A 21,747-nucleotide genomic window follows, 5' to 3' on the forward strand; every position below is an offset into this window, starting at 1 on the left:
GGCGTACCGGATAAGGTTTTTCAGGTGACTGAGAAATAAAAATGAGGTGGCACCGCGGAGTATTTCCGCCCTCTTTTCCGTGATGGAAGGGAGGGCTTTTTATGTCCGTTCAAGCAAAGCTATTAACCGTAACCAGTCTTTCAGCGGTCGGCAGCTGGACCTCATTTATTGCCGTTAATCTGTATGTACTGATGGAGACCTCCTCCGCCTTCGCCGTCGCACTGCTATACATTGTCCGGCCGCTTGCGGGCATGGCGGCGAGTCTGCCGGCAGGTGCTCTGGCCGACAGGATGCCATCGCGCAGCCTGCTTGCCAAAATGGATGTGTTTCAGGGCGCTGCTTTATTCCTGCTCTTTTTCAGCATGATGCAAGGGACAGCACTGTGTGTAGTCTATCTGCTCGTATTTTTATCAAGTGGTATTCAGGCTGCGTATGATCCGGTTGGGGCTTCTTCTGTTGTGCGCTATGTACCGGGGGCAAGGCTTCAGCGGTATCATGCGATCCGCGCGGTCTTTGATTCAGGAGCCTTCGTTATTGGTCCTGCAGCTGCCGGCATTTTTGCTGCAGCTGGGTGGACAGAGGGAGCGATTCTCGCGCATGGTCTGATGATGATTCTTTCGTTTCTGCTGACGTGCCAGCTGCCGCCAGGCAATGTTCCATACGCTGCTGCGGAAATTAAATCATTCTCACAAGCCAAGGCGCTCAAATTTACGGTAATCATCAGTCTGTTTTATACGCTGTTTATCGTGATGCAGACAGTAACGGATTCTCTCGAAGCTGCTTTTTCAATTAGCATGATTGGGTTAAGTGAAGCAGAATACGGTGTTCTCGTCGGATCGGCAGGGATCGGTCTTTTCGCAGGGGCCGTCTGTAATAGAATCTGGGGCGTCCGCTTCACTTCGCTGCAGCAGTTTTTAGGCGGAGCGGTGGGTGTTTCAGCAGGATATCTGCTGTATGCCGTTCCGGTGGATCCCGCAGCTGCTCTGGCTGGATTTATCGTCATTGGTTTTTTCACCGCTCCTGCAGGCTCCGGCTATCACGCCTTTTACCAAGCTCGCATCGATGCGGCATGGACTGGTCGTTTCCGTGCAAAGTGGAAGGCGGTTGAGTCAATATCCGTTCTTTCGTTAACTGCTGTAGCTGGGCTTTTAGCTGATTTATGGTCGATGCATGCAGCTGTGCTGCTGCCAGTTGTACTAATGTTCCTGTTCATAGTAGCAGCATGCCTCTTTACCTATCTCTACACAGATACCGATCAGCGTGGCTGCCGACTACCAAAACAATCTTCCGCATAAAAAAAAGCCGCCTGGGTGGGCGGCACCGTCTAAAACAGTTACGCGGTTCTTACAAACCGGGAGTATGCATAAGAGGCGGATGCTGCAACCAGATAAACTCCTGTGACCAATGCTGCAATGGAAACAAGTGCTAGAGGAAACGTTGTAAACGAGTAAATCACGACGTCAACTGCATACACCTCATTGCAGGCAGCGGTATCTGGCGTGAACACAAAATAATTCCTGCAGTCCGGCATGACAGCCAGCTGATTTGCAAAGAAAAAACTGAAAAATGCTGTCGGCAGAAACAGCAGAAAAGCAGATAGAAATAGTGGGAAGCTCCGCAGGAAAAACATAGCAGCACCTCATTTCATTGAATTAGGTTCTACTATTATCATTCCCCAAGGCTTTCCAAAAAAACATCCAGTTTACTAAAACTAGAAAAAAAGCTGCTGCATCGAAAAATGCATTTAAAGCGGCAGCAAAATGCGGATCAGTACGGCAAACGAAACAAATGCCAGCACCGCGAGCAGCCATCCGAAAAAGGAGGTACGGTCCCGCTTCAGCTTGGTATACGCATATAGTCCGCTGAACAAAAAGAGAATAAAAAAGTAGACGCTGTCCGGCAAATAGAACGGAGTCAGCATGCTGAGCAGTACAAGTATAATCATGATTCCTGCCAGTATCGTTACGATTCGATCCAGTGTCATCACCTGCTTTACTAATCTGGGAAAGTGCCTGTTTCTGATCATATCACAACGTGCAGGCCAGGTGTTTCTGACAACTAATAAATGATAGTATATGGAATTGGAGGTGGGTAGATGGAATGGATTAACGCACTTTATCAGCTAGCCGCATTTATAGTACTGGCAATGCTCCTGATCGTGCCCGTGGTTGCGCTCATTCTGCTGGTTAAATGGCGAAAGAAATCTGCCGCTCAGCTGGATCGTATCGAACATGAGCTGGCACAACTAAAAAAAAGTGAAAAAAAGTGATCCAAATAGAAAACGCCTTCGTTTACTTAAGCAGGGAAGCTTGCTTCTCAACTTTTAAACAGGAGGCGTTATGGAATGAAAAAAGGATTACTTATGTCGACAGCCGCATTGTTTGCTTTTAGTGCTGCAGCAGGTTCAGCATCGGCCGCGCACGAGGGACGCACGTTTACAGCAGATTTGACACCTGAAGCGGAAACGATGGAGGTTAACAGTGAGGCAGAAGGATCGGCAGTAGTCAATGTCAGTGAAGACGGTGAATCACTTGACTTCAGCCTGAGCGCTTATGAGCTGGAGGGTGCAGTAGCAGGGCACTTGCACAGCGGACCGGAAGGGGAAGATGGACCGGTGGAACTCTTCCTGTTTGAAAATGACGAAGCAATGGATTACGACGGTGAGATCGCTTCCGGCACGCTCACTGAAGATGATCTAGTCGGTGACTTGTCGTGGGAAGAGTTTTCGATGGCACTTGTAGCCGGAGATATTTATGTAAATGTACACACCGAAGCATTTCCGGATGGTGAAATTCGCGGCCAGCTGATGGATGAAGAAGAGGAAGAAGGAGACATGATGCCTGATACTGCAGGGTCCGGTCCTCTTTATGCCATGATTGGTCTCCTGACCGCAGCAGCAGGCGGCGGCCTGATGCTTAGCCGTTGTAAAAAAGCAGAGGCGTAATGCCAGACAGCTCCGGCTATGTCAGCCCGGAGCTGTTTTTTATTATTTCTTCTGATGCAGAAGCAGCAAAAACATGCGAAAATAGAAGAAGAATGCGGGAGAGTATGAACCGATTACTACCTGAAGGAGGAACGTAAGATGGGAACCATTCTGCTTCTGTTTATCGTTTATATGCTGCTGAGCTTTGCCGTTATTTATCCATTCATCCTGCTCAGGAAGCGCTGGTATCTCTTTATTCCAAGCTTTATGGCTGTCATTGCCGCCTCCATTTTTTACATCACGGGCCGAACTAGACGGCTGGCACTGGAGGCGGACCGGGAAGCGGCGAGCTCTGTCGCAGATGCTGCTCCTCTCAGCAACGTCTACATGGTAACAGAGGAAATGTATGCGCTTCTTATCCTTCCTTTTATCGTCACGACTGCCGTAGCGGCGGGGCTCGTGCTCGTGTTTAGTAAACGACGGCCTCCTGAAGCGCCTCCGGAAAAGCACCCGCAGTTTTAAGGAGCAGGAAGCATGCCAATCAGCGTTACCGCGGACACGAATCCGATCACGGCAAGAGTAAGCCAGGCTAAATCCCAGAGAAGATTCGAACGGGACCATTTCGTATAGCAGAACAGCCCGGCTGCAGCTGCAGCGAGTGTGAGCAAAATCCATTCATGGTGAATGGCACTGTCCGCCTGTTCCAGAATTAGTGTGAGTACGACAGCGGCTGACAGCCACGTGCCAAGGATCCAAAGCAGTCGCACGTAAACCACCGCCTTTACTATTTGCTGAACGCATCATACCATATTCAACTAATTTGCGCCCGGAGCGGACCTGTCTGCCTCCGGGTTTCGTCTGTATACATAAAGAGACAATAGGGGGGGAGAGCTATGACAGATGAAGAACTGGTCCAGCGGATTTTGCAGGGGGAACAGGAGGCGCTGGAGAACCTGCATGAACGACATGCTGATGGCCTGTACCGATACATATATGCAAAAACGTCTAATCGTATGGATGCAGAGGAGCTGCTCCAGGATGTCTTTTTCAAGGCAGCGAAGCACTTGCCGTCGTTTCAGGAGAAAGCATCGTTTAAGACGTGGCTGTACCGGATTGCACGCAACGCACTGACAGATTACTACAGGTCGCGTACCGTAAAGCATCGTGCGGTACCGACAGAAGCGCAAGTGCTGGAAGCGGCCTCCGGCTTTGCTGACAGCCCGGAGGAAACAGTGGTTCAGCAAAGCGCTGTTGCGGATATTGCCGAGCTGATAAACGGACTGCCATCTGACTATCAGGAAGTACTGCATCTTAGGCTGATGGAAGATTTCTCAACGAAAGAGACTGCCGCGGTTATGGGAAAATCAATGCTCTCTGTGAAAGCATTGTACCGTCGAGCCAAAAAGAAGCTTGCCGCAGAGCTCAGGGAAGGAGGGGAAGCGCATGGATCATGAACTACGCCAGGCATTGAAAGAGCATCAGCCTGAACTTCGTGACGAAGCAAAAAAGCAGAGCCTGCAAGCATTCAAATCAGGAACGATAGAATCGGAACCTCCAGCAAAGCCTTCTCGTTTTCTAACCGGTGCGGTCTTTACAGGGGCCGTTGCCGCTGCGAGCATCTCGGCCGTTTTGCTGCTTCCGGTCATCGACCTTCAGCCCGCTCCCGTTGATACGAATGACGAGCAGGAAACGCCCGTTCCGGATGAAAATTCAGAAATGCCGGAAGATGATCTGGAGTCATTGCCGTATGATGGACCGCCGGTGGATCTATCCTTAATTGGAGAAAATGACGCGATGCTCGGGAGCATATTTAATCGCGGGATTGATCGAAGAGATACGGAAAGCTATTCAGTAGACATGGAAGGAGGGAATGATCTTTTATTCTCCCTGCCAGACGAAGAACCATTTCAGGTTGAGCAGGCAGGACCGCTTTCCAAGCTCACGCACGAAGTAGACGGCGGCAAACTGGAATTACTCGTGATTCATCCCGACGCGGATCAAGCGGAAGCAGAAGAGCAGAAGCAGGAGATGCTCTCCTTTCGCTACTCCGAGTCAACTTCCTATACCCTTTCTCAAGTGTTAAGAAAGCTTCATGATGAAGATGTCCGCTCGCCTCATGCAGGTATTATCCCGATTGAAGAGGAAGAGGCATCGTTTTACAGCTTTATCAGCGAAACAGACAACGAATTTATCGATATTGTGGAGACAGAGCTCTATGGACATGACATTTTTCTTAAGGCAGTGTATGAACTAGATCAGCCGGAACTCAGAAAAAATACCTGGTACACGCTCATGTTTTTTGGATTTAATGATGTGGGATTCGTGATTCCAGGATCAGAAGGAGCAGTTCATCCTGATATAGACAGGCCTGAATCGGTGGACATGGCTAGGCGGTCAGGGGCATCCGACTATCAGGAGCAGACTTTTCGTTTAATGGCCAGTGAAGAACTTGGTCTTTCCACTTATATTCCGGAAGATGCTGAGTATGAACTGTTCTCGCATGAATCGATGACGGAAAAGAGAATCACGTTACCTGCTCAATCCGAATACAGCTTCCTCTCGCTGATAAAACTGAATGAGAATTTTCCTGAGAGCGATCCCTCTGACATTTTTGAAGAAACGTTTCCAGTAGAAGAAGAACATCGTGAAGCGTTGGAGGTGGATGATGGCAAAAGTTTCTCTTATTATAGTGAAGCTTCTGAAGGGAACTATCACGCATACTTTTTACTGTACGAATTGGACGGAGAAAGATATATGACGCTGTCTTATTCTGACTACGAAGATTATAATGGAGGAACTTTTTTCAGTCTTGCCGAAATAATTACAGATCAGGCAAAATTAATTTCCGAGCAGGAGTGATGAAATGAAGCAACAGAAGATTAGCTACGAAGTAAATGGAACTATAAACCCGGAAGACATGGCGGACGTGTTCCGCTCTTCCGGCATTCGCCGCCCGGTAAACGATTTAGAAAGAATGGGGAGGATGCTGGAAGAAGCACAGCTTACGGTAAGCGCAAGAGTCGGGGGAGAGTTAGTAGGGATTGCGAGGTGCTTGACCGATTTTTCCTATGCCTGCTACTTGTCCGATCTCGCCGTGAAGAAGGACCATCAAAGCAGCGGAATAGGCAAAGAACTGATCGACCGTGTCAAACAAGCCATTGGCCCACAGACCGCACTGGTTCTTTTATCCGCCCCCGAAGCCATGGACTATTATCCAAAAGCAGGATTCGAGAAAGTAGAAAACGGATTTATTGTGAAGAGGGAATACTAGAAAAGGGCCTGCGACATTAAATCGCAGGCCCTTTTCTAGTAAAAATAAATACCCTCTCCAATAAGTAAATCAGAGAGGATAGTTGAAGTAGTTTTACCAATCTGGATGTGCTGCAGTTGGAGAGAAGTCGTTATTAGTTTGATTTAGTTCAACTGCAGAAGCAGGCATAGCGGTGAATAGTAGAGCAAACGAAACTGCTACTCCTAAAAGAAACTTTTGTCCTTTTTTCATTATACACTCACCTCCTTAAAATAATTCAATATCAGAATATAAGTCGATTGCCTTTTTATAAAACTGGCTGCTCGCTTTGTACTTAAACAGCTTCTCATAAGCTTCACCAATCTGCAAACAAGCTTCGGTCATAAGTTTAGAATTAGGTTTCGTTTCTAAGAATGGAAAGACGATTTCTTCGATATAATGAACAGAAGATTCAGGATTGTTTCCAATTTTTCTTCGCAGCATTTCCATTTGAAGTTTAATTTCGGATAATGGTTCATTAAGCCTCTCACGGTCACTATCGATAACCTCTTTAGCTTTTTCAATATTATTGGATTTAATATATTCTTTAGCCATAAAAAACAAAGTATTAAAATATTTATCCGAATGTTCAACTTGATATTTTAAACTTTTCTCGTAATATTGAATTGCTAATTCGGAGTCACCCTTGTGTGAGTAAAGATACCCTTTATTATGAAACGTCATACTGAGTAGACTATCAGACTCTTTTTCTGCTGAGAGATCAAGCACTTTGTCAAAGATATCTTCAGCTTGTTTATACTGTCTAAGGCGAATGTAACAAATCCCCAATAATGAAAAGGTATCTATCACCCGTTCTTGTTCTAAATTCTCCTGAAAGATTACTAATCCTTCTTTAGCATAAAATAGAGCAAGAGATGAAGAGCCTAATAAACTGTATGAAAGTGCTATGTGATAAAAAAGAAATTCGTCTTTAATATTGAGACTTTTACCAATGGCAAGTGAGTGCTCCATTGTTCGAACACCTTCTACTAAATTGTAATTCATAGAAGCATATAGTCCAATAAAGTAGTTGAAGTAAAACTGCTGCAATTCACTGAGGGTTTTACTCAGTTCATCAAGCCTTTTTTTCGTTTTGTCAGCAGCTTTCATGTCCCACTTGAATAATTCATAGCGAAACTGAATTAATAGAAAATCAGCATTTACTGCAAGCAGTGGATGCTCTTTTGCGTATTGTGAGAGTGTTTCCCACTGTTTCTCAGCGGTTTTCATACGCTTATTGTTTATGCTTTTGTAAAGCTTCTGGATGGTGCGGACAGAATCTGCCTGTACTCGCCGGAAATAGTCGTAATCAACATCCAGACGTTCCAGCAGCAGTTCGACAGTTTCAGGATTAGGATTGGTCAGTTTATTATTCTCCAGCTTGCTCAAATAAGGAATGGAGCAAATGCCAGAGGCTAGTTCCTCCTGCGTGACTGACGTTTGAATACGCCGGGAGGCCACCATGCGTCCAATATCCTGGTCCATATTTATGTCTATTCTCATTTTAGTATAATCCTCCCCCATACTCCATTGAGAAAATAGGTCCTTAAGCTTCGCTTATACGAGCTGTTTTTCCTCAAAGTTGAGAAATATACCTATTAAGACGGCATATGCTCTTCTACTATACTACGTTACTCTAATTGTTCGTTCGAGTCGACTGCTTTTCTGCCGGATTTTTCTCCCTATTTTATAGATAATACCAGTATTTTTCTGGGATAATCAGGGATTATCACACTATTACATTCATTTTACTGAACTATCCTCCGTTTATGTTCAATATAATGGATAATGCATTCAATTTAAATGCTGTTTCTCAAAAAGGTTGAAAAAGGGTGCTTTAAAAAGACCTATCTGACTGAAAACTTCCCGTGACTTTCTCAATACCGGAAACCGGCAGGATACGGTACATTTAAATATACAGACAGGCGTTTCTATTTCGCCGCAGGAGGAGGATGTATCATGATTGAAACGGTTTCCCCAATAAAGGTGACGTATTTGCAGTCCGTTCACGAAGACAGACAGGTGCATGTTTGCCAGCAGACGGTGACACCAGTGCTTGAACAACTTGCAAGACCGGTTCATGTCATTTATCTGCTTCATCCGTCCGGTTTGACAGACGAAGAGCGAGACGTTCTCAAGGCCGGTTACCCTGGTGAACAAAAGATGATTATTTTAACTTCCCCGGTAACCCCTGACCAAATACTGGATATGCAAAACTACGCTCCGATCGTACTGTCTGCGAAGTACGCTATGTCATTTCCATCGGCTATGCGAGAGGCTGTCATAAATCAGCTCCCGCATGTGGAACCGGATATTTCCGCGCTCCTTGCAGTTCGTATCAGCAACCTGAAAGAAAAGAAAAAGCGGCTTAGCCGGATTGAGCTTAACGGCGCAGACATCCGTGACAGCTTTAAGCCTCAGGAAATCGAGGTGCTTCAGGCTATACTTGACGGAAGCGATACGAAACAGATCAGCGAAGATTTATACAAAGCACACTCAACGGTAAACACAACATTAAGTAAAATCTATCGGAAGATGAATGTTACCTGCCGAACGGCAGTTATAACAGAGTGCATCAAGCGTGGCTGGGTTCTCTCCGTCCGCTGATGGTGTGCGGCACGGCCTGCCCCCGGCCGTGCTTTTTTTGTTTGAGAAATGAAGTATCGAACGTTTCAGACTGAACAGAAATATTGGAGAGAACGAATTTAACTTTTACCGTTTATTGATTAACCGGGACCCTGAAAGCATAACCTTTTGATCCAAAGCGTTCGTCAGTGTTCAATAGCTGCGAACAAGCTCTTCTGCTGGTAGTAAAACGCCTCTGTCTTTTAGCTTTCGCGGCGTGACCGGTTATGAAAGCCAAGTGTTTTGCGCTTAAAAAAGCAGAGAAGCTCGCTATTTTAATCATACGCTTAAAATTGCCGGGCGTTTCCTTCTCCGGAATGGTAAACTTATGTCAGGGAAAAGAGGAGGTGGGGAATGATGAAACGACTAGGCGCCGTATTGCTTATCCTGCTTCTTGCAGGCTGTACAGAAGAAGCAGAACCGCTGCCGGAGCCAGAAAATCTGCACGGAAAACTTGATTTTTCCAGAGAGGCAGCAAGTCCCCTCCTCGACACATTCAAGCAGCAGGGCCCCTTTAACGAATCAGATGCTGAGATTTTGGAGCGACTCATCGAAGACCGCCCGGAGCGATCTGATTCTGACATCAGTACGTATGCTCCGGGATTTTCTTCGTCTGCAATTGATGAACTCGATGAAGAGGGCCGCGAAGCACTCATTCCAACATTTGACTATCTGGTGCAAATGTCGCGAGAAGAGATGGAAGCTGATGCTGAAGCGTTTTTACAAGCATTTCGGTACGGGTATGCGCCATTTGATTATTACGGGGAAGACGTGTTTCTGGAAGCACATGACGAGCTGCTCGGCTGGGTTTCAGAGGCAGACGAAGAGACGCCGAGGCAGGAATTTGCGCAGGAGCTGCGAAAAAGCTACGCATTTATTACGGATCAGCATGTCATGGTCGACGGGCGGAATCTTCAGGGGCGGCCATATGTATTCAACTACGCGGAACTTCATGTGTACATAGAAAACGGGCGGTACATTACGGATAACGGGGAGAGGCTGCTCTCGATCAACGGTGAAAATCCGGACGATTATCTCGTACCGTCTCTGGATGATTCCGGGTCCATTGTTTACATTCCCGGTTACTATGGGGAAGAGGCTTCCAGGTGGATGTTTGAATCAACAGAGCGCTCGTGGTCGGAAGAGTTGAAAACGCCAACGGACGCAGAAATTGTCAACCGGGACGGTTATATCACTGAATGGAAGGACAAAACCTGGCTGGCGCGGATTGATACGCTCTTTGTTGCTGATGACGATCCGCTGTCGTTCGATGAAAGGCTGGACCGGATTATTGACTTGGATGAAGCAGAAGCTGCAGTGATTGATATCCGATCCAATCGCGGCGGCCATACTCGATATGCCGTAGAGTGGGCGCAGGAGCTTCTCGGGGGCTATCTGCACAGCATCGATTCATTCCATCTGATTACCAATACCCTTCACAGCCTCGTCGGCCCGCAGCGGCAGTTCTGGGCTGATCAGGGGTATGACTGGGAAGGATTATACAGAGCCTTTGATCAGTATGAATTTCCGAGAGATCCGACGGTTCATATGGACAGCGGCCGCTTTGAAGAACCAGACAGCGATACGCCGGTATATGTATTAATGGATGAACGCACGGGTTCGGCTGCGGAATGGATGCTTTCTGTGATGACCGATGCGGACAACGTTACGCTGATCGGCACACCGTCACACGGCAATTTTATGAGCGAGGCCGGCATGCAGGCAGAGCTGCCGCATTCACGGATCCAGTTTAACCTGCCATCATCCATGAATGTGCATCCGGCTTTATTTGGGAGAGAAGGCATTGGCATTGAGCCTGACCTGTGGGTGCTGCCTGGTGATGAACTGGATTTTACGCTCGCGCTTACCGAGCGTCTTTACGGGAGTAATGATTGACGGTTGAATCGATCCGCGGGCTATTCGTTTATCCGGACTCCGATCGCGGACTTTAAATGATTAAAGCACTGAGAAAGGGTGGCATCACCTCTTTGCTCAGTGCTTTTTACATGCTTTATTCAGTTTCAGCTTGAGGAAGAATGGGACGAGTAATTTTCCAGTCGTTCTTTCCCGAGCGCTTTCCCATGATAAAGAGCCCGGTCGCTTGCCGTCAGCGTTTCCTGTACGCTTGATAAGAGCGGAGAAGCACCGCCGGTAAAGGAAAGCGGCAGATCGGGTGATTTGCTGCGAAACTGCACTAGCAGTTTTTGAAACAACGGTTCGACATCCTCTTTTTTAGTTTCCGGCAGATAGATTAAAAATTCTTCCCCGCCCCAGCGAGCTGCTTTCGCACTTTCCGGAAGCGATGAACGAAAGACGCCGGCAGCCATAATAAGCACTTTATCGCCTACATCATGACCGTATGTGTCATTAATCCGTTTAAAGTCATCCATATCGATCAGGAGAACGATCCCGTCATGGTGTCGACTCACTGCGTCTTCTAAAAGGGCTGTCATTTTCCGCCGGTTAAAGAGACCTGTGAGCTCATCATGGATAGACTGATCGTGCAGCTCGTCAAGAATATCGTCGTTCGTTGCTTTGAATAAATAAAATACAAACGTTACAATGATTAAAACGCCGAACAGGTTGATCGCGCCGAGCACGCGCTGGGAAAGCTCCGGCAGCAGCGCTGTATATTCGGGGGTAGCGAAGTAAACGAATAAAAACTGCAGCATAATAACCCCAATCAGGAAGATCATTTGCGATTTTCTTAAAATAAGTAAAGCAAGAATCGGAAAGATAAACAAATAATAAAAGAAACCTACCGACCAGCCCAGCAGAAACGATCCGTACATAACATGGACGGAAGTCTGAGTAAACATAATTAAAAATGTCCAGACAGGACGTTTCATCATGTTGAAAAAAAACATTGTCGTCAGCAGCGCGAGACTGAGTGCATTGATCACAACTAAAGAAGGAACGCTGTAAATAATAAAGACAAAAATCATAATAAAGTGAGTCACCCAGGCGCTGAAAATGATTTGCGTAAAGTCGTGCTGGATTAGCAGCTGGTGATGTTTTGGGGCTTCTTTTACAAAAGGCACGTAATCCCTCCTGACAAATAGGGGATGGAAACCATCTGGTTATTCGTTCGAATTATATCATACTATAGAATGAGTGACGGTACAATATATGCAGGACTATTATTAGTTTTAGCGAATGAACGACCGTGAATAAGTACAAATACCCACGAATCAGGAGGCTGAGCATGTACTGGTATACACAAGTTTTATCCCGCTATGCGGACTTCACAGGCAGAGCAAGACGAAAAGAATACTGGATGTTCACTCTTGTGAACCTGCTCATTATGCTTACATTAGTCATCATTCAGGAAGCAGCGGGAATCACACCGCTGCTTACCGGTCTTTACTCCATCGCAATCGTCGTGCCGACATTGGCAGTCGGGGTGCGAAGGATGCATGACACAGGAAGGAGCGGCTGGTTTGTACTCGTCAGCTTTGTGCCGGTGCTGGGTGTCTTTTTGTTTGCCATCCTTGCAGCACTTGATTCTGAAGCTGGCACCAATGACTTCGGTCCTTCTCCGAAATCAGGTTAAAAGCCTGAAATTTCGGTAAAAAACATCGATTCACCGTTCTCGGTCAGTTCTATGGCGTTCACTCCATTCATGGAAATGCGATAAACAGCAGACGTTTTCCCTTCATCAGCCGGCTCCAGCTGGAGGAGGAGAAGATCCTCTTCCATCTCTGTTTTCAGTTCAACTGGTGCAGGGCGGTCTATTGTAATAAAATAGCCTGATTCTTCTTCGTGAAATAAATAGATACCAGGATCCTCGAGCTCCTGTAAATATGCGTTGACCGTTTCGGGTTCACTTCCGGAAGTAACTTCCTCTGCCTCTGCTTCAGGGCTGCATGCAGCAAGCAGAAGAATCAATCCGGGGATCAGTCGCTTCATCATTCTTATTAGCTCCTCTTTTTCTTATATCATAGCATGCCGCTATGTGTTTACCGAGTTCTTTTTTCAGGGAAAAGAGTTGTATATCACCATAAAAGGAGCGTGGCTGGAATTGCGATATTCTCCATTTAAATCTTCGTTGGCATCCTCCATTAAGGATGCTTCGATACACTCACTTGAGGCAACACCTGATACGGTACACTGGGGTCACTGGGACCGTTCTCTTTCCCCGTCCATTACCGTAAAGTCAGGAGATTTTGTATACGTTGAAACAGTCACACATCATGCTGGAGATGCGCCGGATGTCATGATGGATGACGGAATACGTAAAATTTATGAAGAAATTCCGGAAGACGAGCGAGCTCCAGGTCCGCATTTATTAACGGGCCCAATCTACGTCGAGGGAGCAGAACCGGGTGACATCCTGGAAGTGCAGATTATGGATATGGAACCCCGCAATCCGTATGGATCAAATTTGTCTGCGCCGTGGGGCTATCTTTTTAATGAGGTGGAAATGCACGAACAAGAGCGGGTTACGATCTATAAAATAGATGATAAAGGGCAGTGGCTGACTCCTGCTTTCGGTTATCAGTACCCCGGGTCTTACAATGTGAACGGCCGCATCCTGAAGCCTGATGAGGTCACAAGGGAGGAAACGATGCAGCATATGCAGGTGCCTGCACGCATTCATATGGGCACGATGGGCACGGCACCGGCGCAGGACGGGAAATTCAGCACCATTCCGCCTGGACATTTTGGGGGGAACGTTGATAATTGGCGGATCGGAGCTGATACGACGATGTATTACCCTGTATTTAATAAAGGAGCGCTTCTGTCACTCGGAGACGCTCATTTGGCTCAGGGGGACAGCGAACTGGACGGAACCGGGGTGGAGGCTTCAGTTAATACCCTGCTGCGCGTTACCGTTCGAAAAGATTTCTCATTTACTCAGCCTATTCTGGAAACGGATGAACACTGGTTCATCCATGCCTTTCACGAAAATCTGGAAGAGGCTGCAAGGCAGGCTTCGCTGGCTGCGATCGACTTTCTTGAGAAGTACTATAAGAAAAGCCGGCGCGAGGCTTATTCGTTCCTTGCAGTAGCAGGTGATTTGCAGATTACACAGGTGGTTAATGAAAATAAAGGCATGCATATGGCGATTCCTAAAGAGGCATTTCTTCCTGAAAGAAGCTGACTTCCATATGCAGGAAGAACAGACCTAAAGTCGCGTGTGCATTTAATAATCGTATGCTATCTTTATGTAAACGCATACATGAAGGAGGACGATTATTGTGCTGCCGTATTTGACTTTGGTTTTATTCGTGGCCGTTGCTGCATGGTTCGTGCTGGCAGGTGAGAAGCAATACCGCCGTTCCCGTGCATTTCGGGCTGGGATGTTTATTGTTCTTGTTTATGCCGCTCAGGGAGGCATGTATTACGTTGTGCACGGAACGCTTGCTTCCTATCAGGCTGTCGGTGCCGCGGCAGGTGTTGTTACAGCATCGTTGTCGCTGATGCTGCCGAAAGCAGATATGCGACCAGTATCGAACCATTTTCCGCCAGGCCGAATGAAATAGCAGCTGGATTAAAAGAACCGCTCCTTTAAAAGGAACGGTTCTTTTCTTGTTAAAGCCACTTGCTCAGCATTTCAGGACAATAAAATGCCTGTCCTGCATATGTTTTAGCAATTGTGAAGACTTCGTCATTTACAAGGACTTTCTATCCCGGTTTCGGGGTATAGACAGGCATGCGTCAATCAGAAAGAAAGGCGGAGTGGACCATGACAAAGGGAACGATTGTAGTAGATCATCTCGTTAAAACGTATAAAGATAAGTTCACAGCGGTGAACGATGTTTCATTTACTGTAGGTAAAGGAGAATGCTTTGCCTTTCTTGGCCCGAACGGGGCAGGCAAGTCTACAACAGTAAAAGTATTAACGACGCTGTCCAGGCTCACTTCGGGATCCGTTACGATCAGCGGAATCGATGTGGATGAGGATCCGGAGAAGGTACGCTGGGAAATAGGGGTTGTGTTGCAGGATACAGGTCTGGATTCAAATTTGACAGCCAGAGAGCTGCTTGAACTTCAGGGACGAATCTTTCATTTATCAGGAAAAGAAGCATCCTTCAGAGCGGAAGAGCTGCTGGCGGTCGTCGGTCTGACGGAAGAGGCGGACCGTACGTCGAAAAAGTTTTCGGGCGGAATGAAACGAAGACTCGATCTGGCGATGACGCTCGTTCACCGGCCGGGGATATTATTTTTAGATGAACCAACAACAGGACTGGACCCGCTTAACCGCAAAAGTATCTGGAAGGAAATTAGAAGGCTGAACCGCGAAGAAGGGACTACCGTTTTTTTAACGACCCAGTATTTAGAAGAGGCTGATGAGCTGGCTGATCAGATTCAGATTATCAGCGGCGGTAAAATTGTCGCAGGTGGCACGCCTGCCGAATTAAAGCAGTCGATTGGCAAAGATGTGATCTCGATGCAGTTTGTCTCAGAAACCGAAGCAAAGAAAGCACGAGAAGTTTTAAACAAGCGCGACGTATTTTTAATTGAAAATGACATTCGTGTCACCGAAGAAAAAGCGTCTGCTGCGCTGCCTGTCATTTTGAGAGAGCTGCAGGAGTTCGGATTGGAGCCTGCGGCGCTGTCCGTCGCGGAACCGACGCTCGATGATGTGTTTATCCAAGTTACAGGCAGTTCGGAGGGGGCATCATGAAAGCCTTTTTCGTTCATACGTATGTGCTGACAAAAAGAAGCATCGTCGTACTGCTCCGAAACCCGCTGACGATCCTTCCGAACTTGTTTATTTCCGTTTTCTTTTTATTCGTCTACACAGGCGGTTTAAGCGGAATCGCGCAGCTTCCGCAGTTTGAAGGAGCCGACTATTTGTCTTTTATTCTGCCGGTATCAATCGTTTCAGCGGCAATCGGCGGAGCCGGCGGAGCGGGCCAGGAACTCGTGCGGGACCTAGAATCCGGTTATTTTGCCAGGCTTCTGCAAACACCCGTGACTCGTCTTGCGATCGTGCTCGGACCGATTATAGCCGGGATGCTTCAGCTGCTTGTGCAGACGAGCCTGATTCTGGGGCTCGCCTTTCTGCTCGGGTTACAGGTGGAAGCAGGTCTTGGAGGCGTTCTCGTTTTATTATTATTTGCAGTTGGATGGGGTCTTGCATTTGCGGGTTATTCAGTAACGGTAGCGCTGAAAGCCAAAAACGCACAGGCCGCTCAGGCCGGAACGCTTATCTTTTTTCCGCTGCTGTTTTTGAGTACCACCTTCGTTCCGCTTGAACTGATTGAGGCCGGCTGGCTCCGCACGGCAGCGGTGATTAATCCGACTACGTACTTACTCGAAGGTATGAGATCGGTCCTGATTGACGGTTGGGTTTGGCAGCCTCTCGTAACAGGTTTTCTCGTCGTCGGAGCTGCGTGTGTTGTGACGATCAGCCTGTCGGTCATCAGCGCCAGACGGGCATTCAGCCGGGAATAGCGTTAATCGCTTGCACCCTGAGTTACCGTTTTTTCCTCAAACGTCTGCTTATGATAGTAAAGACCGTCTTTTATTTTCACGAGCTGCAAATCCGGCTTTTCATTAAAAAACTCCAGATTCTCTTTCGTAATGATGACACCGTGTTTAGGCGTGGAGCTCTCTGAGTTCTCAAAATCATCAATTCGTGCTTCGAATGCCTGGTACTTAAAAATAATAAGCAGCAGCGGATTAAAATAGTACATGTTTGTCTGCAGAGAGAGAATAAACAGCAGGGCAAAGATCGTCAGAAACGTAACGGTATCGGTAATGGACGTAAACGATACGTCGATAATCGGCAGAAAAAAAGATACCAGGTAAGCTGTGAAGAGAGAATTCTTGAGCGGCTGCACGCTTGATACCCGGCTCGTTGCTTCGGGACGTGTCGTGTTGTTGTCGTGTTTATATTAACCTCGCTATGCATGCGTTATAGAAGATGCTGCAATAACGGTTACCGCACCAAAAAGGATCAGAAGCGTCGATACAGACAGGTTCTGATCCTCATACAGGCGGAGAGATGCGATATAAAAATTAGGGGAATAGGAGCTTAAAAAGATGGTCAGTTTCAACAGCTGCTGGTTCATTGGCATCTGCGTCTTTTCAGATGTATCTGCCTCAGTTATTCCCGCTTTCAGGTTCAGTATAACCTAAAGTGTCCGGCCGTACCGTTTACTGACGATATCATAGAAGCCGAGAGAATTATAAAGCCGCTTCGTCGCTTCGTTGTTCATGCCCGTTTCCAGTTCAATCCCTTTAAAATTTTCTGCTTCGGCCCACTGCAGCACTCTGAGCAGCAGTTTGCGCGCGATCCCCTGCTGCCTGTCCGCTTTGCGGACATACAGGTCGTTAAGCCATATGTAATAACCGCCTTTATCGAGACCGACCCCCTTATTTAAAAAGGCACATCCGACAAATTCATCTTTACGAACAGCGACAAAAAATTCGGAAGCACACTCCTGCTGAAGGGCAGTACGGACCGTTTGTTCCAGGTTTTCCAACTCCGGAGGATCGCTCAGTTGTTCCATCTGTTCCATCATCAGCGCGGCAATCCGCGAAATCTCGTCATCTGTTCCCGGCTTTTGAACGTGGTAAATCTTCATAGGCTGTCTGCTCCTTTTTAATGAAAGATCTGTTCAAGCAATCGTCAAGAATCGTGATCGAAGGTGGTAGGATTTGCATGCAAATCGTGTTATAACTATACTATGCGCCATTCATGCGCGACTACGAGCTACATCATGAGGAGACTGGATTTTATGGAACAATTCTTTTCGACTTTTACTTTCCGGACGATCTGGACCCCGGAGCTGATCGTGGTACTCGGCCTCATCAGTGCAGTCTACTTCCTTATCATAACAAAATACAGGCACCGCTTTCCAGATGCTGCGCCGGTTTCCAGAAAACGAATCACATACTTTCATCTCGGCTTGTTCGGTATTTACTTAGGATTCGGCGGCCCGCTTTACGTGCTCGGGCACATTATGCTCAGCATGCACATGATCTCCATGGCTATCGTCTATTTGATTGCACCGCCGCTTTTGCTTCTCGGTATTCCGGATTGGTTTTTTGAGCGGTTCCGGCAGATGAAGCCAGTGCGAAACCTGTTTTTTATTATCGGCTTTCCACTGCTCGGTCTGCTGCTGTTTAATGCAGCTTTTTCGATATACCATATACCGGCCGTGTTTGACTTTTTATTGACAAACGAAGGGGCGCATAACATTTACCAGCTCGGCATGCTCGTGCTTGCGGTTTTAATGTGGTGGCATATTATTCCGCGGATCACTACTGCCTACAACCTGTCAGAGCTGAAGCGAATCGGCTATATGTTTGTTTCCGGCGTGCTCTTTACTCCGGCTTGTGCGCTAATTATTTTTGCAGGACAGCCGCTTTATGCTACATATACGGATCCTGCGGTATGGTCCACTGCTATCGCATACTGCCTGCCGCCAGGCGCAGACATTCCGTTTGAAGTCATGAGCGGGGAGCAGTCGCTTACATTCCTGTCACCGACCAACGACCAGCAGTTCGGTGGTGCAATGATGAAAATCATTCAGGAGCTCGTGTACGGTGTAGCCATTGGCTATTCGTTCCGTCTTTGGCAGAAGCGGGACAAAGAGGAAACTTCCCAGGAACAATTTGAAGAGTATGAAATGTACCAGCCAAATGCAAATTAAAGGACGGATCAATGTGCTCAAACAATTTTCAGTAATGCTCGGGGTGCTACTGCTATCCGGCTGCAGCTTTCTCTACGAAGATGCAAGTGAATCAGCTCAGGGAGAAGCAGTTATTGATACGACTGCAGCAGATGAGCCCTGGATGACCGGAGAGTTTGAAGCGGTTAATCAGCATGGCGAGGATGTCACCTCAGCTGATCTGGAAGGGGAATGGTGGCTCGCAAAAACCATTTTCACCCGCTGTCCGACAGTCTGCAACGTCATGAGCCCAAATATGGCCGAGCTTCAGCAGGAAATGGAAGAAGCGGGAGTAGAGGCACGAATTGTCTCCTTTACGGTCGATCCGGAGTTTGACACCCCTGAACAGCTCGAGTCTTACGGAGAGTCGTACGGCGCAGATTTCGACAGCTGGGACTTTCTGACTGGTTACGAGCGGGAAGACATTCAGACCTATGCGCTTGATTCTTTTAAGGCGCAGGTCCAGGAAATTCCTGAACAAAATGACATTATGCATCCAATCCGCTTTTTCTTCGTGAACCCTGAAGGTCAGGTCGTACGTATGTATGCTGGAGAAGACAGCTTCGATGCAGAAGTAACAGTAGAGGATATGCAGTCTGTGATGGAAGAAAACTAACCAGTTCGGCAATCAGGAGCAGATAGTTGCTCAGGCTGAATAAGAAGAGGTCGTCTCAATCGAGGCGGCTTTTTTGTCAGGGAGGAGATCCGTAAACCACATCTTGTAAATTATGAATGAGGAACACATCTTTTCCGCGTGAATTTTTTACGCTCTTGATGATACTTAGGTCTATCTTCAGAAATGAAGACGCGCACGTACAGCACAGTGCATTTTCTGCTAAACTAGAAGCAGGAGGGATAGATATGGTGCAACCACGTAAACCAATTTCCGTATCGGAAGCTGTAAACCGGGTCATGCAGCTGCCGTATCATACATATTCTGAGACTGTTCCGCTTGAGCAGGCAGGAGGTCGAATTTTAGCAGCTGATGTCTATGCGGATGCTGACGTTCCCCCATTTGACAGGTCTCCGCTCGACGGATTTGCTGTAAGGGCAGCAGATACCCGGAATGCATCTCGCGACGAGCCGGTAAAGCTGCGTGTGCTTGAGACGGTTGGAGCTGGACATACCGCTGTCCATAAGCCTGGACCTGGTGAATGTATTCGGGTGATGACGGGTACAATGATGCCCGAAGGAACCGATGCCATCATCATGTTTGAGCTTACGAAAGAACTGGAGGACGGCGGATATATCGAAATTACGCGTGCCTTTCATCCTCAGGACAATGTAGTCATACAGGGCGAGGAAATGCGGCGAGGCAGTGTTGTCCTGGAGCAGGGGGAACGGATTCATGCCGGAGCAGTTGCCGGTCTGGCTACGTTTGGGTGTGCACAGGTAGAAACAGCCCGGCCTGTCAAAGTTGGCGTTTATGCCACAGGAACAGAGCTGCTTGAACCGGGTGAACCATTGGAGCCGGGAAAAATCCGTAACAGCAATGCGCCGATGGTGCTGCAGCAGCTTCGGGAAGCGGGAGCGGAACCGGTCTACTTCGGACAGCTTCCGGATGAGTTCGAGCTGTGTTATAAAAAGGTAAAAGATGCGCTTCAGCAAGTGGATGCGCTGATCACAACCGGAGGCGTTTCGGTTGGCGATTTCGATTTTCTGCCGGCTATTTACGACAAGCTTGGCGCGGAAGTCCTCTTTAACAAGATTGCGATGCGCCCCGGAAGTGTTACGACTGCTGCTGTTTTGGACAATAAGCCGCTCTTTGGATTATCCGGAAACCCGTCAGCCTGCTTCGTCGGTTTTGAGCTTTTCGCTGGTCCGTGGATCAGGCAGGCACACGGCGATAAGCAGCCTTACCTGCAGCCTGCACCGGCAGTGCTGGCTAGTGACTTTCCAAAGCCAAATCCATTTACACGCTTCGTGCGCGGAATTGTCAAGTTTAATGAAAACGGTATGACGGCCGTGCCGGCAGGACTTGATAAATCTCAGGTTGTGACGTCGCTTGCTCGTTCCAACGCACTTATTGTCCTGCCAGGCGGTACACGGGGCTATCAGAATGGAGACGCGGTTGACGTGCTGTTGCTGCGCGGAGACGGCAGCGATACGTTCTCTGAACCGGTGAAGGATCGATGAGAGTCATGCAGGTGATCGGCTTTTCCGACAGCGGAAAAACGACGCTTACAAAGTCGCTTATTGACTATTTTACGATTAAAGGAGTGCTGACAGCAGCCGTTAAGCATCACGGTACTGGCAGCAGATTGGCATCGCCGGACTCAACAGATACAGGGCTTTTTCGAGAAGCAGGTGCCAAAGCGGATATGCTTGTTTCACAGGAAGAGACGACCTGGAATATCCGTCAGGCACTAACTATTGAACAGATCGTGCAGGTTCACAAAGTGATTGGAACGGAGCTGTTAATGATTGAAGGATTTAAACAAGGACCGTATCCAAAGCTGGTGCTGCATACGAATGAAGCACTGCCTCAAGCAGCTGACAGCGTGTTGCACATTGGCGGAACAAATGGAATGACGCTGACAGAAGCTCTCAATGACATAGATCCGATAGGAGAGATCGTATGGAACAGAAGCGCTATCGTGTAACGGAAGAGCCGCTTGACAGCGGTGCGATTATTCAGCGCGTAACAGACAAAAATGCGGGTGCCGTCACCGTTTTTATAGGAACAGTACGGGAGATGACAAAAGGAAAACGAACGCTCTCATTAACGTACGAAGCTTATGTGCCGATGGCTGAGAAAAAACTGGCTCAAATCGGGGCTGAAATCGAAGAAAAATGGCCGGGTACGATCACCTCCATCGAGCATCGGATCGGCTCTCTTGCTATCAGCGATGCGGCGGTTGTCATTGCTGTCTCATCGCCTCACCGGGATGCTTCGTTTAAAGGAAGCCGCTTTGCGATTGAACGAATCAAGGAAATCGTGCCAATTTGGAAAAAGGAGCACTGGGAGGACGGTTCAACTTGGATCGGTGATCAGCTGGAGACGACTTCTTATGCTGAAGGGGCACCGGAGGAGGATAAATCATGATTAGAATTTTGCTGTTTGCCGGCATGAAAGAGGCGGCTGGAACGGATCAGCTGGAAATGGAAGCCGAGCACGTTTCAGTGTCTGACATCCGGCTTTTTATGAAAGAAAATTATCCTGAAATTCCTGGTACAGAGCGGGCTATGGCTGCAGTTGACGAAGAATTCGTTCCGGATCAGGAAATCATTCGAGCTGGCGGCACCGTCGCATTTATTCCGCCGGTTTCGGGTGGATAAAG

At 47.7% G+C, this 21,747-nt stretch carries 30 protein-coding genes; 20 read left to right on the top strand and 10 right to left on the bottom strand.

The genetic code is table 11. The annotated features are described in order from the left end of the window. Nucleotides 1-101: 101 nt before the first annotated feature. Nucleotides 102-1,295, top strand: a complete 1,194-nt coding sequence (locus tag HCN83_RS08290; RefSeq protein WP_168006224.1) for an MFS transporter — start codon at nucleotides 102-104, stop codon at nucleotides 1,293-1,295. A gap of 38 nt (nucleotides 1,296-1,333) precedes the next feature. Here the strand turns inward: HCN83_RS08290 and HCN83_RS08295 are convergent, their stop codons facing one another. After that, a complete protein-coding gene (locus HCN83_RS08295) occupies nucleotides 1,334-1,630 on the bottom strand; it encodes a hypothetical protein (RefSeq protein ID WP_168006225.1) in 297 nt (98 codons plus the stop codon). 114 nt (nucleotides 1,631-1,744) lie between these two features. After that, nucleotides 1,745-1,984 carry a hypothetical protein gene (locus HCN83_RS08300; protein WP_168006226.1) on the bottom strand — a complete coding sequence of 80 codons (240 nt, stop codon included), beginning with the start codon at nucleotides 1,982-1,984 and terminating at the stop codon, nucleotides 1,745-1,747. A 111-nt stretch (nucleotides 1,985-2,095) separates the two neighbouring features. On the opposite strand from HCN83_RS08300, the gene HCN83_RS08305 reads away from it, so the two are divergent. From HCN83_RS08305 to HCN83_RS08315, 3 genes are all read left to right on the top strand, one after another. After that, on the top strand, nucleotides 2,096-2,269 hold the full coding sequence (locus HCN83_RS08305) for a hypothetical protein (protein ID WP_168006227.1): 174 nt from the start codon (nucleotides 2,096-2,098) through the stop codon (nucleotides 2,267-2,269). Nucleotides 2,270-2,344: 75 nt separating this feature from the next. Next, nucleotides 2,345-2,944 carry a CHRD domain-containing protein gene (locus HCN83_RS08310; RefSeq protein WP_168006228.1) on the top strand — a complete coding sequence of 200 codons (600 nt, stop codon included), beginning with the start codon at nucleotides 2,345-2,347 and terminating at the stop codon, nucleotides 2,942-2,944. Between the two features lie 138 nt (nucleotides 2,945-3,082). Continuing rightward, complete coding sequence (locus HCN83_RS08315; protein WP_168006230.1) at nucleotides 3,083-3,445, top strand: hypothetical protein; 363 nt, start codon at nucleotides 3,083-3,085, stop codon at nucleotides 3,443-3,445. Here HCN83_RS08315 and HCN83_RS08320 read toward each other — a convergent pair. Next, entirely contained in the window at nucleotides 3,442-3,690 is a 249-nt protein-coding gene (locus HCN83_RS08320; RefSeq protein ID WP_168006232.1) for a hypothetical protein, read from the bottom strand. The two genes, HCN83_RS08315 and HCN83_RS08320, sit on opposite strands and share 4 nt — an antisense overlap. A 126-nt stretch (nucleotides 3,691-3,816) precedes the next feature. On the opposite strand from HCN83_RS08320, the gene HCN83_RS08325 reads away from it, so the two are divergent. The 3 genes from HCN83_RS08325 to HCN83_RS08335 are packed head-to-tail and all read left to right on the top strand — an operon-like array spanning nucleotide 3,817 to nucleotide 6,194. Beyond that, on the top strand, nucleotides 3,817-4,377 hold the full coding sequence (locus HCN83_RS08325) for an RNA polymerase sigma factor (RefSeq protein WP_168006233.1): 561 nt from the start codon (nucleotides 3,817-3,819) through the stop codon (nucleotides 4,375-4,377). Continuing rightward, a complete protein-coding gene (locus HCN83_RS08330) occupies nucleotides 4,367-5,782 on the top strand; it encodes a hypothetical protein (RefSeq protein ID WP_168006235.1) in 1,416 nt (471 codons plus the stop codon). The genes HCN83_RS08325 and HCN83_RS08330 overlap by 11 nt, the downstream gene beginning before the upstream one ends. Nucleotides 5,783-5,786: 4 nt before the next feature. Beyond that, nucleotides 5,787-6,194 carry a GNAT family N-acetyltransferase gene (locus tag HCN83_RS08335; protein ID WP_168006237.1) on the top strand — a complete coding sequence of 136 codons (408 nt, stop codon included), beginning with the start codon at nucleotides 5,787-5,789 and terminating at the stop codon, nucleotides 6,192-6,194. A gap of 93 nt (nucleotides 6,195-6,287) precedes the next feature. Here the strand turns inward: HCN83_RS08335 and HCN83_RS08340 are convergent, their stop codons facing one another. Next, nucleotides 6,288-6,425: a hypothetical protein gene (locus HCN83_RS08340; protein ID WP_168006239.1), complete on the bottom strand. Its 138-nt coding sequence runs from the start codon at nucleotides 6,423-6,425 to the stop codon at nucleotides 6,288-6,290. 15 nt (nucleotides 6,426-6,440) lie between these two features. Continuing rightward, nucleotides 6,441-7,715, bottom strand: coding sequence for a helix-turn-helix transcriptional regulator (locus tag HCN83_RS08345; RefSeq protein ID WP_168006241.1), 1,275 nt, complete (start codon nucleotides 7,713-7,715; stop codon nucleotides 6,441-6,443). Nucleotides 7,716-8,171: 456 nt separating this feature from the next. On the opposite strand from HCN83_RS08345, the gene HCN83_RS08350 reads away from it, so the two are divergent. After that, a complete protein-coding gene (locus HCN83_RS08350; RefSeq protein ID WP_168006243.1) occupies nucleotides 8,172-8,819 on the top strand; it encodes a response regulator transcription factor in 648 nt (215 codons plus the stop codon). Between the two features lie 372 nt (nucleotides 8,820-9,191). Beyond that, the gene (locus HCN83_RS08355; RefSeq protein ID WP_168006245.1) at nucleotides 9,192-10,733 is read left to right on the top strand and encodes a S41 family peptidase; all 1,542 of its coding nucleotides are present in this window, start codon (nucleotides 9,192-9,194) and stop codon (nucleotides 10,731-10,733) included. 125 nt (nucleotides 10,734-10,858) lie between these two features. Here HCN83_RS08355 and HCN83_RS18745 read toward each other — a convergent pair whose 3' ends face one another. Beyond that, nucleotides 10,859-11,878, bottom strand: a complete 1,020-nt coding sequence (locus tag HCN83_RS18745) for a diguanylate cyclase domain-containing protein (RefSeq protein ID WP_168006247.1) — start codon at nucleotides 11,876-11,878, stop codon at nucleotides 10,859-10,861. Between the two features lie 164 nt (nucleotides 11,879-12,042). On the opposite strand from HCN83_RS18745, the gene HCN83_RS08365 reads away from it, so the two are divergent. After that, on the top strand, nucleotides 12,043-12,390 hold the full coding sequence (locus HCN83_RS08365; protein WP_168006249.1) for a DUF805 domain-containing protein: 348 nt from the start codon (nucleotides 12,043-12,045) through the stop codon (nucleotides 12,388-12,390). Here HCN83_RS08365 and HCN83_RS08370 read toward each other — a convergent pair. Further along, the gene (locus tag HCN83_RS08370) at nucleotides 12,387-12,749 is read right to left on the bottom strand and encodes a hypothetical protein (protein WP_168006251.1); all 363 of its coding nucleotides are present in this window, start codon (nucleotides 12,747-12,749) and stop codon (nucleotides 12,387-12,389) included. The genes HCN83_RS08365 and HCN83_RS08370 overlap by 4 nt on opposite strands. Before the next feature lie 109 nt (nucleotides 12,750-12,858). On the opposite strand from HCN83_RS08370, the gene HCN83_RS08375 reads away from it, so the two are divergent. The 4 genes from HCN83_RS08375 (at nucleotide 12,859) to HCN83_RS08390 (ending at nucleotide 16,241) form a co-directional block, all read left to right on the top strand. Next, entirely contained in the window at nucleotides 12,859-13,941 is a 1,083-nt protein-coding gene (locus tag HCN83_RS08375) for an acetamidase/formamidase family protein (protein ID WP_168006253.1), read from the top strand. A 97-nt stretch (nucleotides 13,942-14,038) separates the two neighbouring features. Continuing rightward, a complete protein-coding gene (locus HCN83_RS08380; RefSeq protein ID WP_168006255.1) occupies nucleotides 14,039-14,323 on the top strand; it encodes a hypothetical protein in 285 nt (94 codons plus the stop codon). A gap of 203 nt (nucleotides 14,324-14,526) precedes the next feature. Beyond that, nucleotides 14,527-15,468 (top strand): ATP-binding cassette domain-containing protein, encoded by a 942-nt coding sequence (locus tag HCN83_RS08385; protein ID WP_168006257.1) that lies wholly within the window; start codon nucleotides 14,527-14,529, stop codon nucleotides 15,466-15,468. Further along, nucleotides 15,465-16,241 (top strand): ABC transporter permease, encoded by a 777-nt coding sequence (locus HCN83_RS08390; RefSeq protein ID WP_168006259.1) that lies wholly within the window; start codon nucleotides 15,465-15,467, stop codon nucleotides 16,239-16,241. Before HCN83_RS08385 ends, HCN83_RS08390 begins: the two co-directional genes overlap by 4 nt. Before the next feature lie 2 nt (nucleotides 16,242-16,243). Here the strand turns inward: HCN83_RS08390 and HCN83_RS08395 are convergent, their stop codons facing one another. The 3 genes from HCN83_RS08395 to HCN83_RS08405 all read right to left on the bottom strand — a co-directional run bounded on the left by HCN83_RS08395 (nucleotide 16,244) and on the right by HCN83_RS08405 (nucleotide 17,377). After that, nucleotides 16,244-16,630 (bottom strand): hypothetical protein, encoded by a 387-nt coding sequence (locus HCN83_RS08395; RefSeq protein WP_168006261.1) that lies wholly within the window; start codon nucleotides 16,628-16,630, stop codon nucleotides 16,244-16,246. A 63-nt stretch (nucleotides 16,631-16,693) separates the two neighbouring features. After that, nucleotides 16,694-16,861, bottom strand: a complete 168-nt coding sequence (locus HCN83_RS08400) for a hypothetical protein (protein ID WP_168006263.1) — start codon at nucleotides 16,859-16,861, stop codon at nucleotides 16,694-16,696. Nucleotides 16,862-16,924: 63 nt separating this feature from the next. Further along, nucleotides 16,925-17,377, bottom strand: coding sequence for a GNAT family N-acetyltransferase (locus tag HCN83_RS08405; RefSeq protein WP_168006265.1), 453 nt, complete (start codon nucleotides 17,375-17,377; stop codon nucleotides 16,925-16,927). Nucleotides 17,378-17,530: 153 nt separating this feature from the next. Here HCN83_RS08405 and ctaG point away from each other — a divergent pair, with 153 nt between their 5' ends. The 6 genes from ctaG to HCN83_RS08435 all read left to right on the top strand — a co-directional run bounded on the left by ctaG (nucleotide 17,531) and on the right by HCN83_RS08435 (nucleotide 21,745). Then, nucleotides 17,531-18,448, top strand: a complete 918-nt coding sequence (gene ctaG / locus HCN83_RS08410) for a cytochrome c oxidase assembly factor CtaG (protein ID WP_168006267.1) — start codon at nucleotides 17,531-17,533, stop codon at nucleotides 18,446-18,448. Between the two features lie 13 nt (nucleotides 18,449-18,461). Beyond that, on the top strand, nucleotides 18,462-19,082 hold the full coding sequence (locus tag HCN83_RS08415; RefSeq protein ID WP_343033684.1) for an SCO family protein: 621 nt from the start codon (nucleotides 18,462-18,464) through the stop codon (nucleotides 19,080-19,082). A 245-nt stretch (nucleotides 19,083-19,327) separates the two neighbouring features. Beyond that, the gene (gene glp / locus HCN83_RS08420) at nucleotides 19,328-20,602 is read left to right on the top strand and encodes a gephyrin-like molybdotransferase Glp (protein ID WP_168006271.1); all 1,275 of its coding nucleotides are present in this window, start codon (nucleotides 19,328-19,330) and stop codon (nucleotides 20,600-20,602) included. Then, on the top strand, nucleotides 20,599-21,069 hold the full coding sequence (gene mobB / locus HCN83_RS08425; RefSeq protein WP_168006273.1) for a molybdopterin-guanine dinucleotide biosynthesis protein B: 471 nt from the start codon (nucleotides 20,599-20,601) through the stop codon (nucleotides 21,067-21,069). The genes glp and mobB overlap by 4 nt, the downstream gene beginning before the upstream one ends. Continuing rightward, on the top strand, nucleotides 21,045-21,512 hold the full coding sequence (locus HCN83_RS08430; protein ID WP_168006275.1) for a molybdenum cofactor biosynthesis protein MoaE: 468 nt from the start codon (nucleotides 21,045-21,047) through the stop codon (nucleotides 21,510-21,512). Before mobB ends, HCN83_RS08430 begins: the two co-directional genes overlap by 25 nt. Next, nucleotides 21,509-21,745, top strand: coding sequence for a MoaD/ThiS family protein (locus HCN83_RS08435; RefSeq protein ID WP_168006277.1), 237 nt, complete (start codon nucleotides 21,509-21,511; stop codon nucleotides 21,743-21,745). The genes HCN83_RS08430 and HCN83_RS08435 overlap by 4 nt, the downstream gene beginning before the upstream one ends. Nucleotides 21,746-21,747 lie beyond the last annotated feature (2 nt).

The sequence above is a fragment of the Alkalicoccus luteus genome, assembly GCF_012034335.1.
GTDB classification, from domain to species: domain Bacteria; phylum Bacillota; class Bacilli; order Bacillales; family Salisediminibacteriaceae; genus Alkalicoccus; species Alkalicoccus luteus_A.

Bases quoted from the DNA above. Each gene is read 5' to 3' on its own strand.
- HCN83_RS08290 (WP_168006224.1), top strand. From the start codon at position 102: ATGTCCGTTCAAGCAAAGCTATTAACCGTAACCAGTCTTTCAGCGGTC.
- HCN83_RS08295 (WP_168006225.1), bottom strand. From the start codon at position 1,630: ATGTTTTTCCTGCGGAGCTTCCCACTATTTCTATCTGCTTTTCTGCTG.
- HCN83_RS08300 (WP_168006226.1), bottom strand. From the start codon at position 1,984: ATGACACTGGATCGAATCGTAACGATACTGGCAGGAATCATGATTATA.
- HCN83_RS08305 (WP_168006227.1), top strand. From the start codon at position 2,096: ATGGAATGGATTAACGCACTTTATCAGCTAGCCGCATTTATAGTACTG.
- HCN83_RS08310 (WP_168006228.1), top strand. From the start codon at position 2,345: ATGAAAAAAGGATTACTTATGTCGACAGCCGCATTGTTTGCTTTTAGT.
- HCN83_RS08315 (WP_168006230.1), top strand. From the start codon at position 3,083: ATGGGAACCATTCTGCTTCTGTTTATCGTTTATATGCTGCTGAGCTTT.
- HCN83_RS08325 (WP_168006233.1), top strand. From the start codon at position 3,817: ATGACAGATGAAGAACTGGTCCAGCGGATTTTGCAGGGGGAACAGGAG.
- HCN83_RS08330 (WP_168006235.1), top strand. From the start codon at position 4,367: ATGGATCATGAACTACGCCAGGCATTGAAAGAGCATCAGCCTGAACTT.
- HCN83_RS08335 (WP_168006237.1), top strand. From the start codon at position 5,787: ATGAAGCAACAGAAGATTAGCTACGAAGTAAATGGAACTATAAACCCG.
- HCN83_RS08340 (WP_168006239.1), bottom strand. From the start codon at position 6,425: ATGAAAAAAGGACAAAAGTTTCTTTTAGGAGTAGCAGTTTCGTTTGCT.
- HCN83_RS08345 (WP_168006241.1), bottom strand. From the start codon at position 7,715: ATGAGAATAGACATAAATATGGACCAGGATATTGGACGCATGGTGGCC.
- HCN83_RS08350 (WP_168006243.1), top strand. From the start codon at position 8,172: ATGATTGAAACGGTTTCCCCAATAAAGGTGACGTATTTGCAGTCCGTT.
- HCN83_RS08355 (WP_168006245.1), top strand. From the start codon at position 9,192: ATGATGAAACGACTAGGCGCCGTATTGCTTATCCTGCTTCTTGCAGGC.
- HCN83_RS08365 (WP_168006249.1), top strand. From the start codon at position 12,043: ATGTACTGGTATACACAAGTTTTATCCCGCTATGCGGACTTCACAGGC.
- HCN83_RS08370 (WP_168006251.1), bottom strand. From the start codon at position 12,749: ATGATGAAGCGACTGATCCCCGGATTGATTCTTCTGCTTGCTGCATGC.
- HCN83_RS08385 (WP_168006257.1), top strand. From the start codon at position 14,527: ATGACAAAGGGAACGATTGTAGTAGATCATCTCGTTAAAACGTATAAA.
- HCN83_RS08390 (WP_168006259.1), top strand. From the start codon at position 15,465: ATGAAAGCCTTTTTCGTTCATACGTATGTGCTGACAAAAAGAAGCATC.
- HCN83_RS08400 (WP_168006263.1), bottom strand. From the start codon at position 16,861: ATGAACCAGCAGCTGTTGAAACTGACCATCTTTTTAAGCTCCTATTCC.
- HCN83_RS08405 (WP_168006265.1), bottom strand. From the start codon at position 17,377: ATGAAGATTTACCACGTTCAAAAGCCGGGAACAGATGACGAGATTTCG.
- ctaG (WP_168006267.1), top strand. From the start codon at position 17,531: ATGGAACAATTCTTTTCGACTTTTACTTTCCGGACGATCTGGACCCCG.
- glp (WP_168006271.1), top strand. From the start codon at position 19,328: ATGGTGCAACCACGTAAACCAATTTCCGTATCGGAAGCTGTAAACCGG.
- mobB (WP_168006273.1), top strand. From the start codon at position 20,599: ATGAGAGTCATGCAGGTGATCGGCTTTTCCGACAGCGGAAAAACGACG.
- HCN83_RS08430 (WP_168006275.1), top strand. From the start codon at position 21,045: ATGGAACAGAAGCGCTATCGTGTAACGGAAGAGCCGCTTGACAGCGGT.
- HCN83_RS08435 (WP_168006277.1), top strand. From the start codon at position 21,509: ATGATTAGAATTTTGCTGTTTGCCGGCATGAAAGAGGCGGCTGGAACG.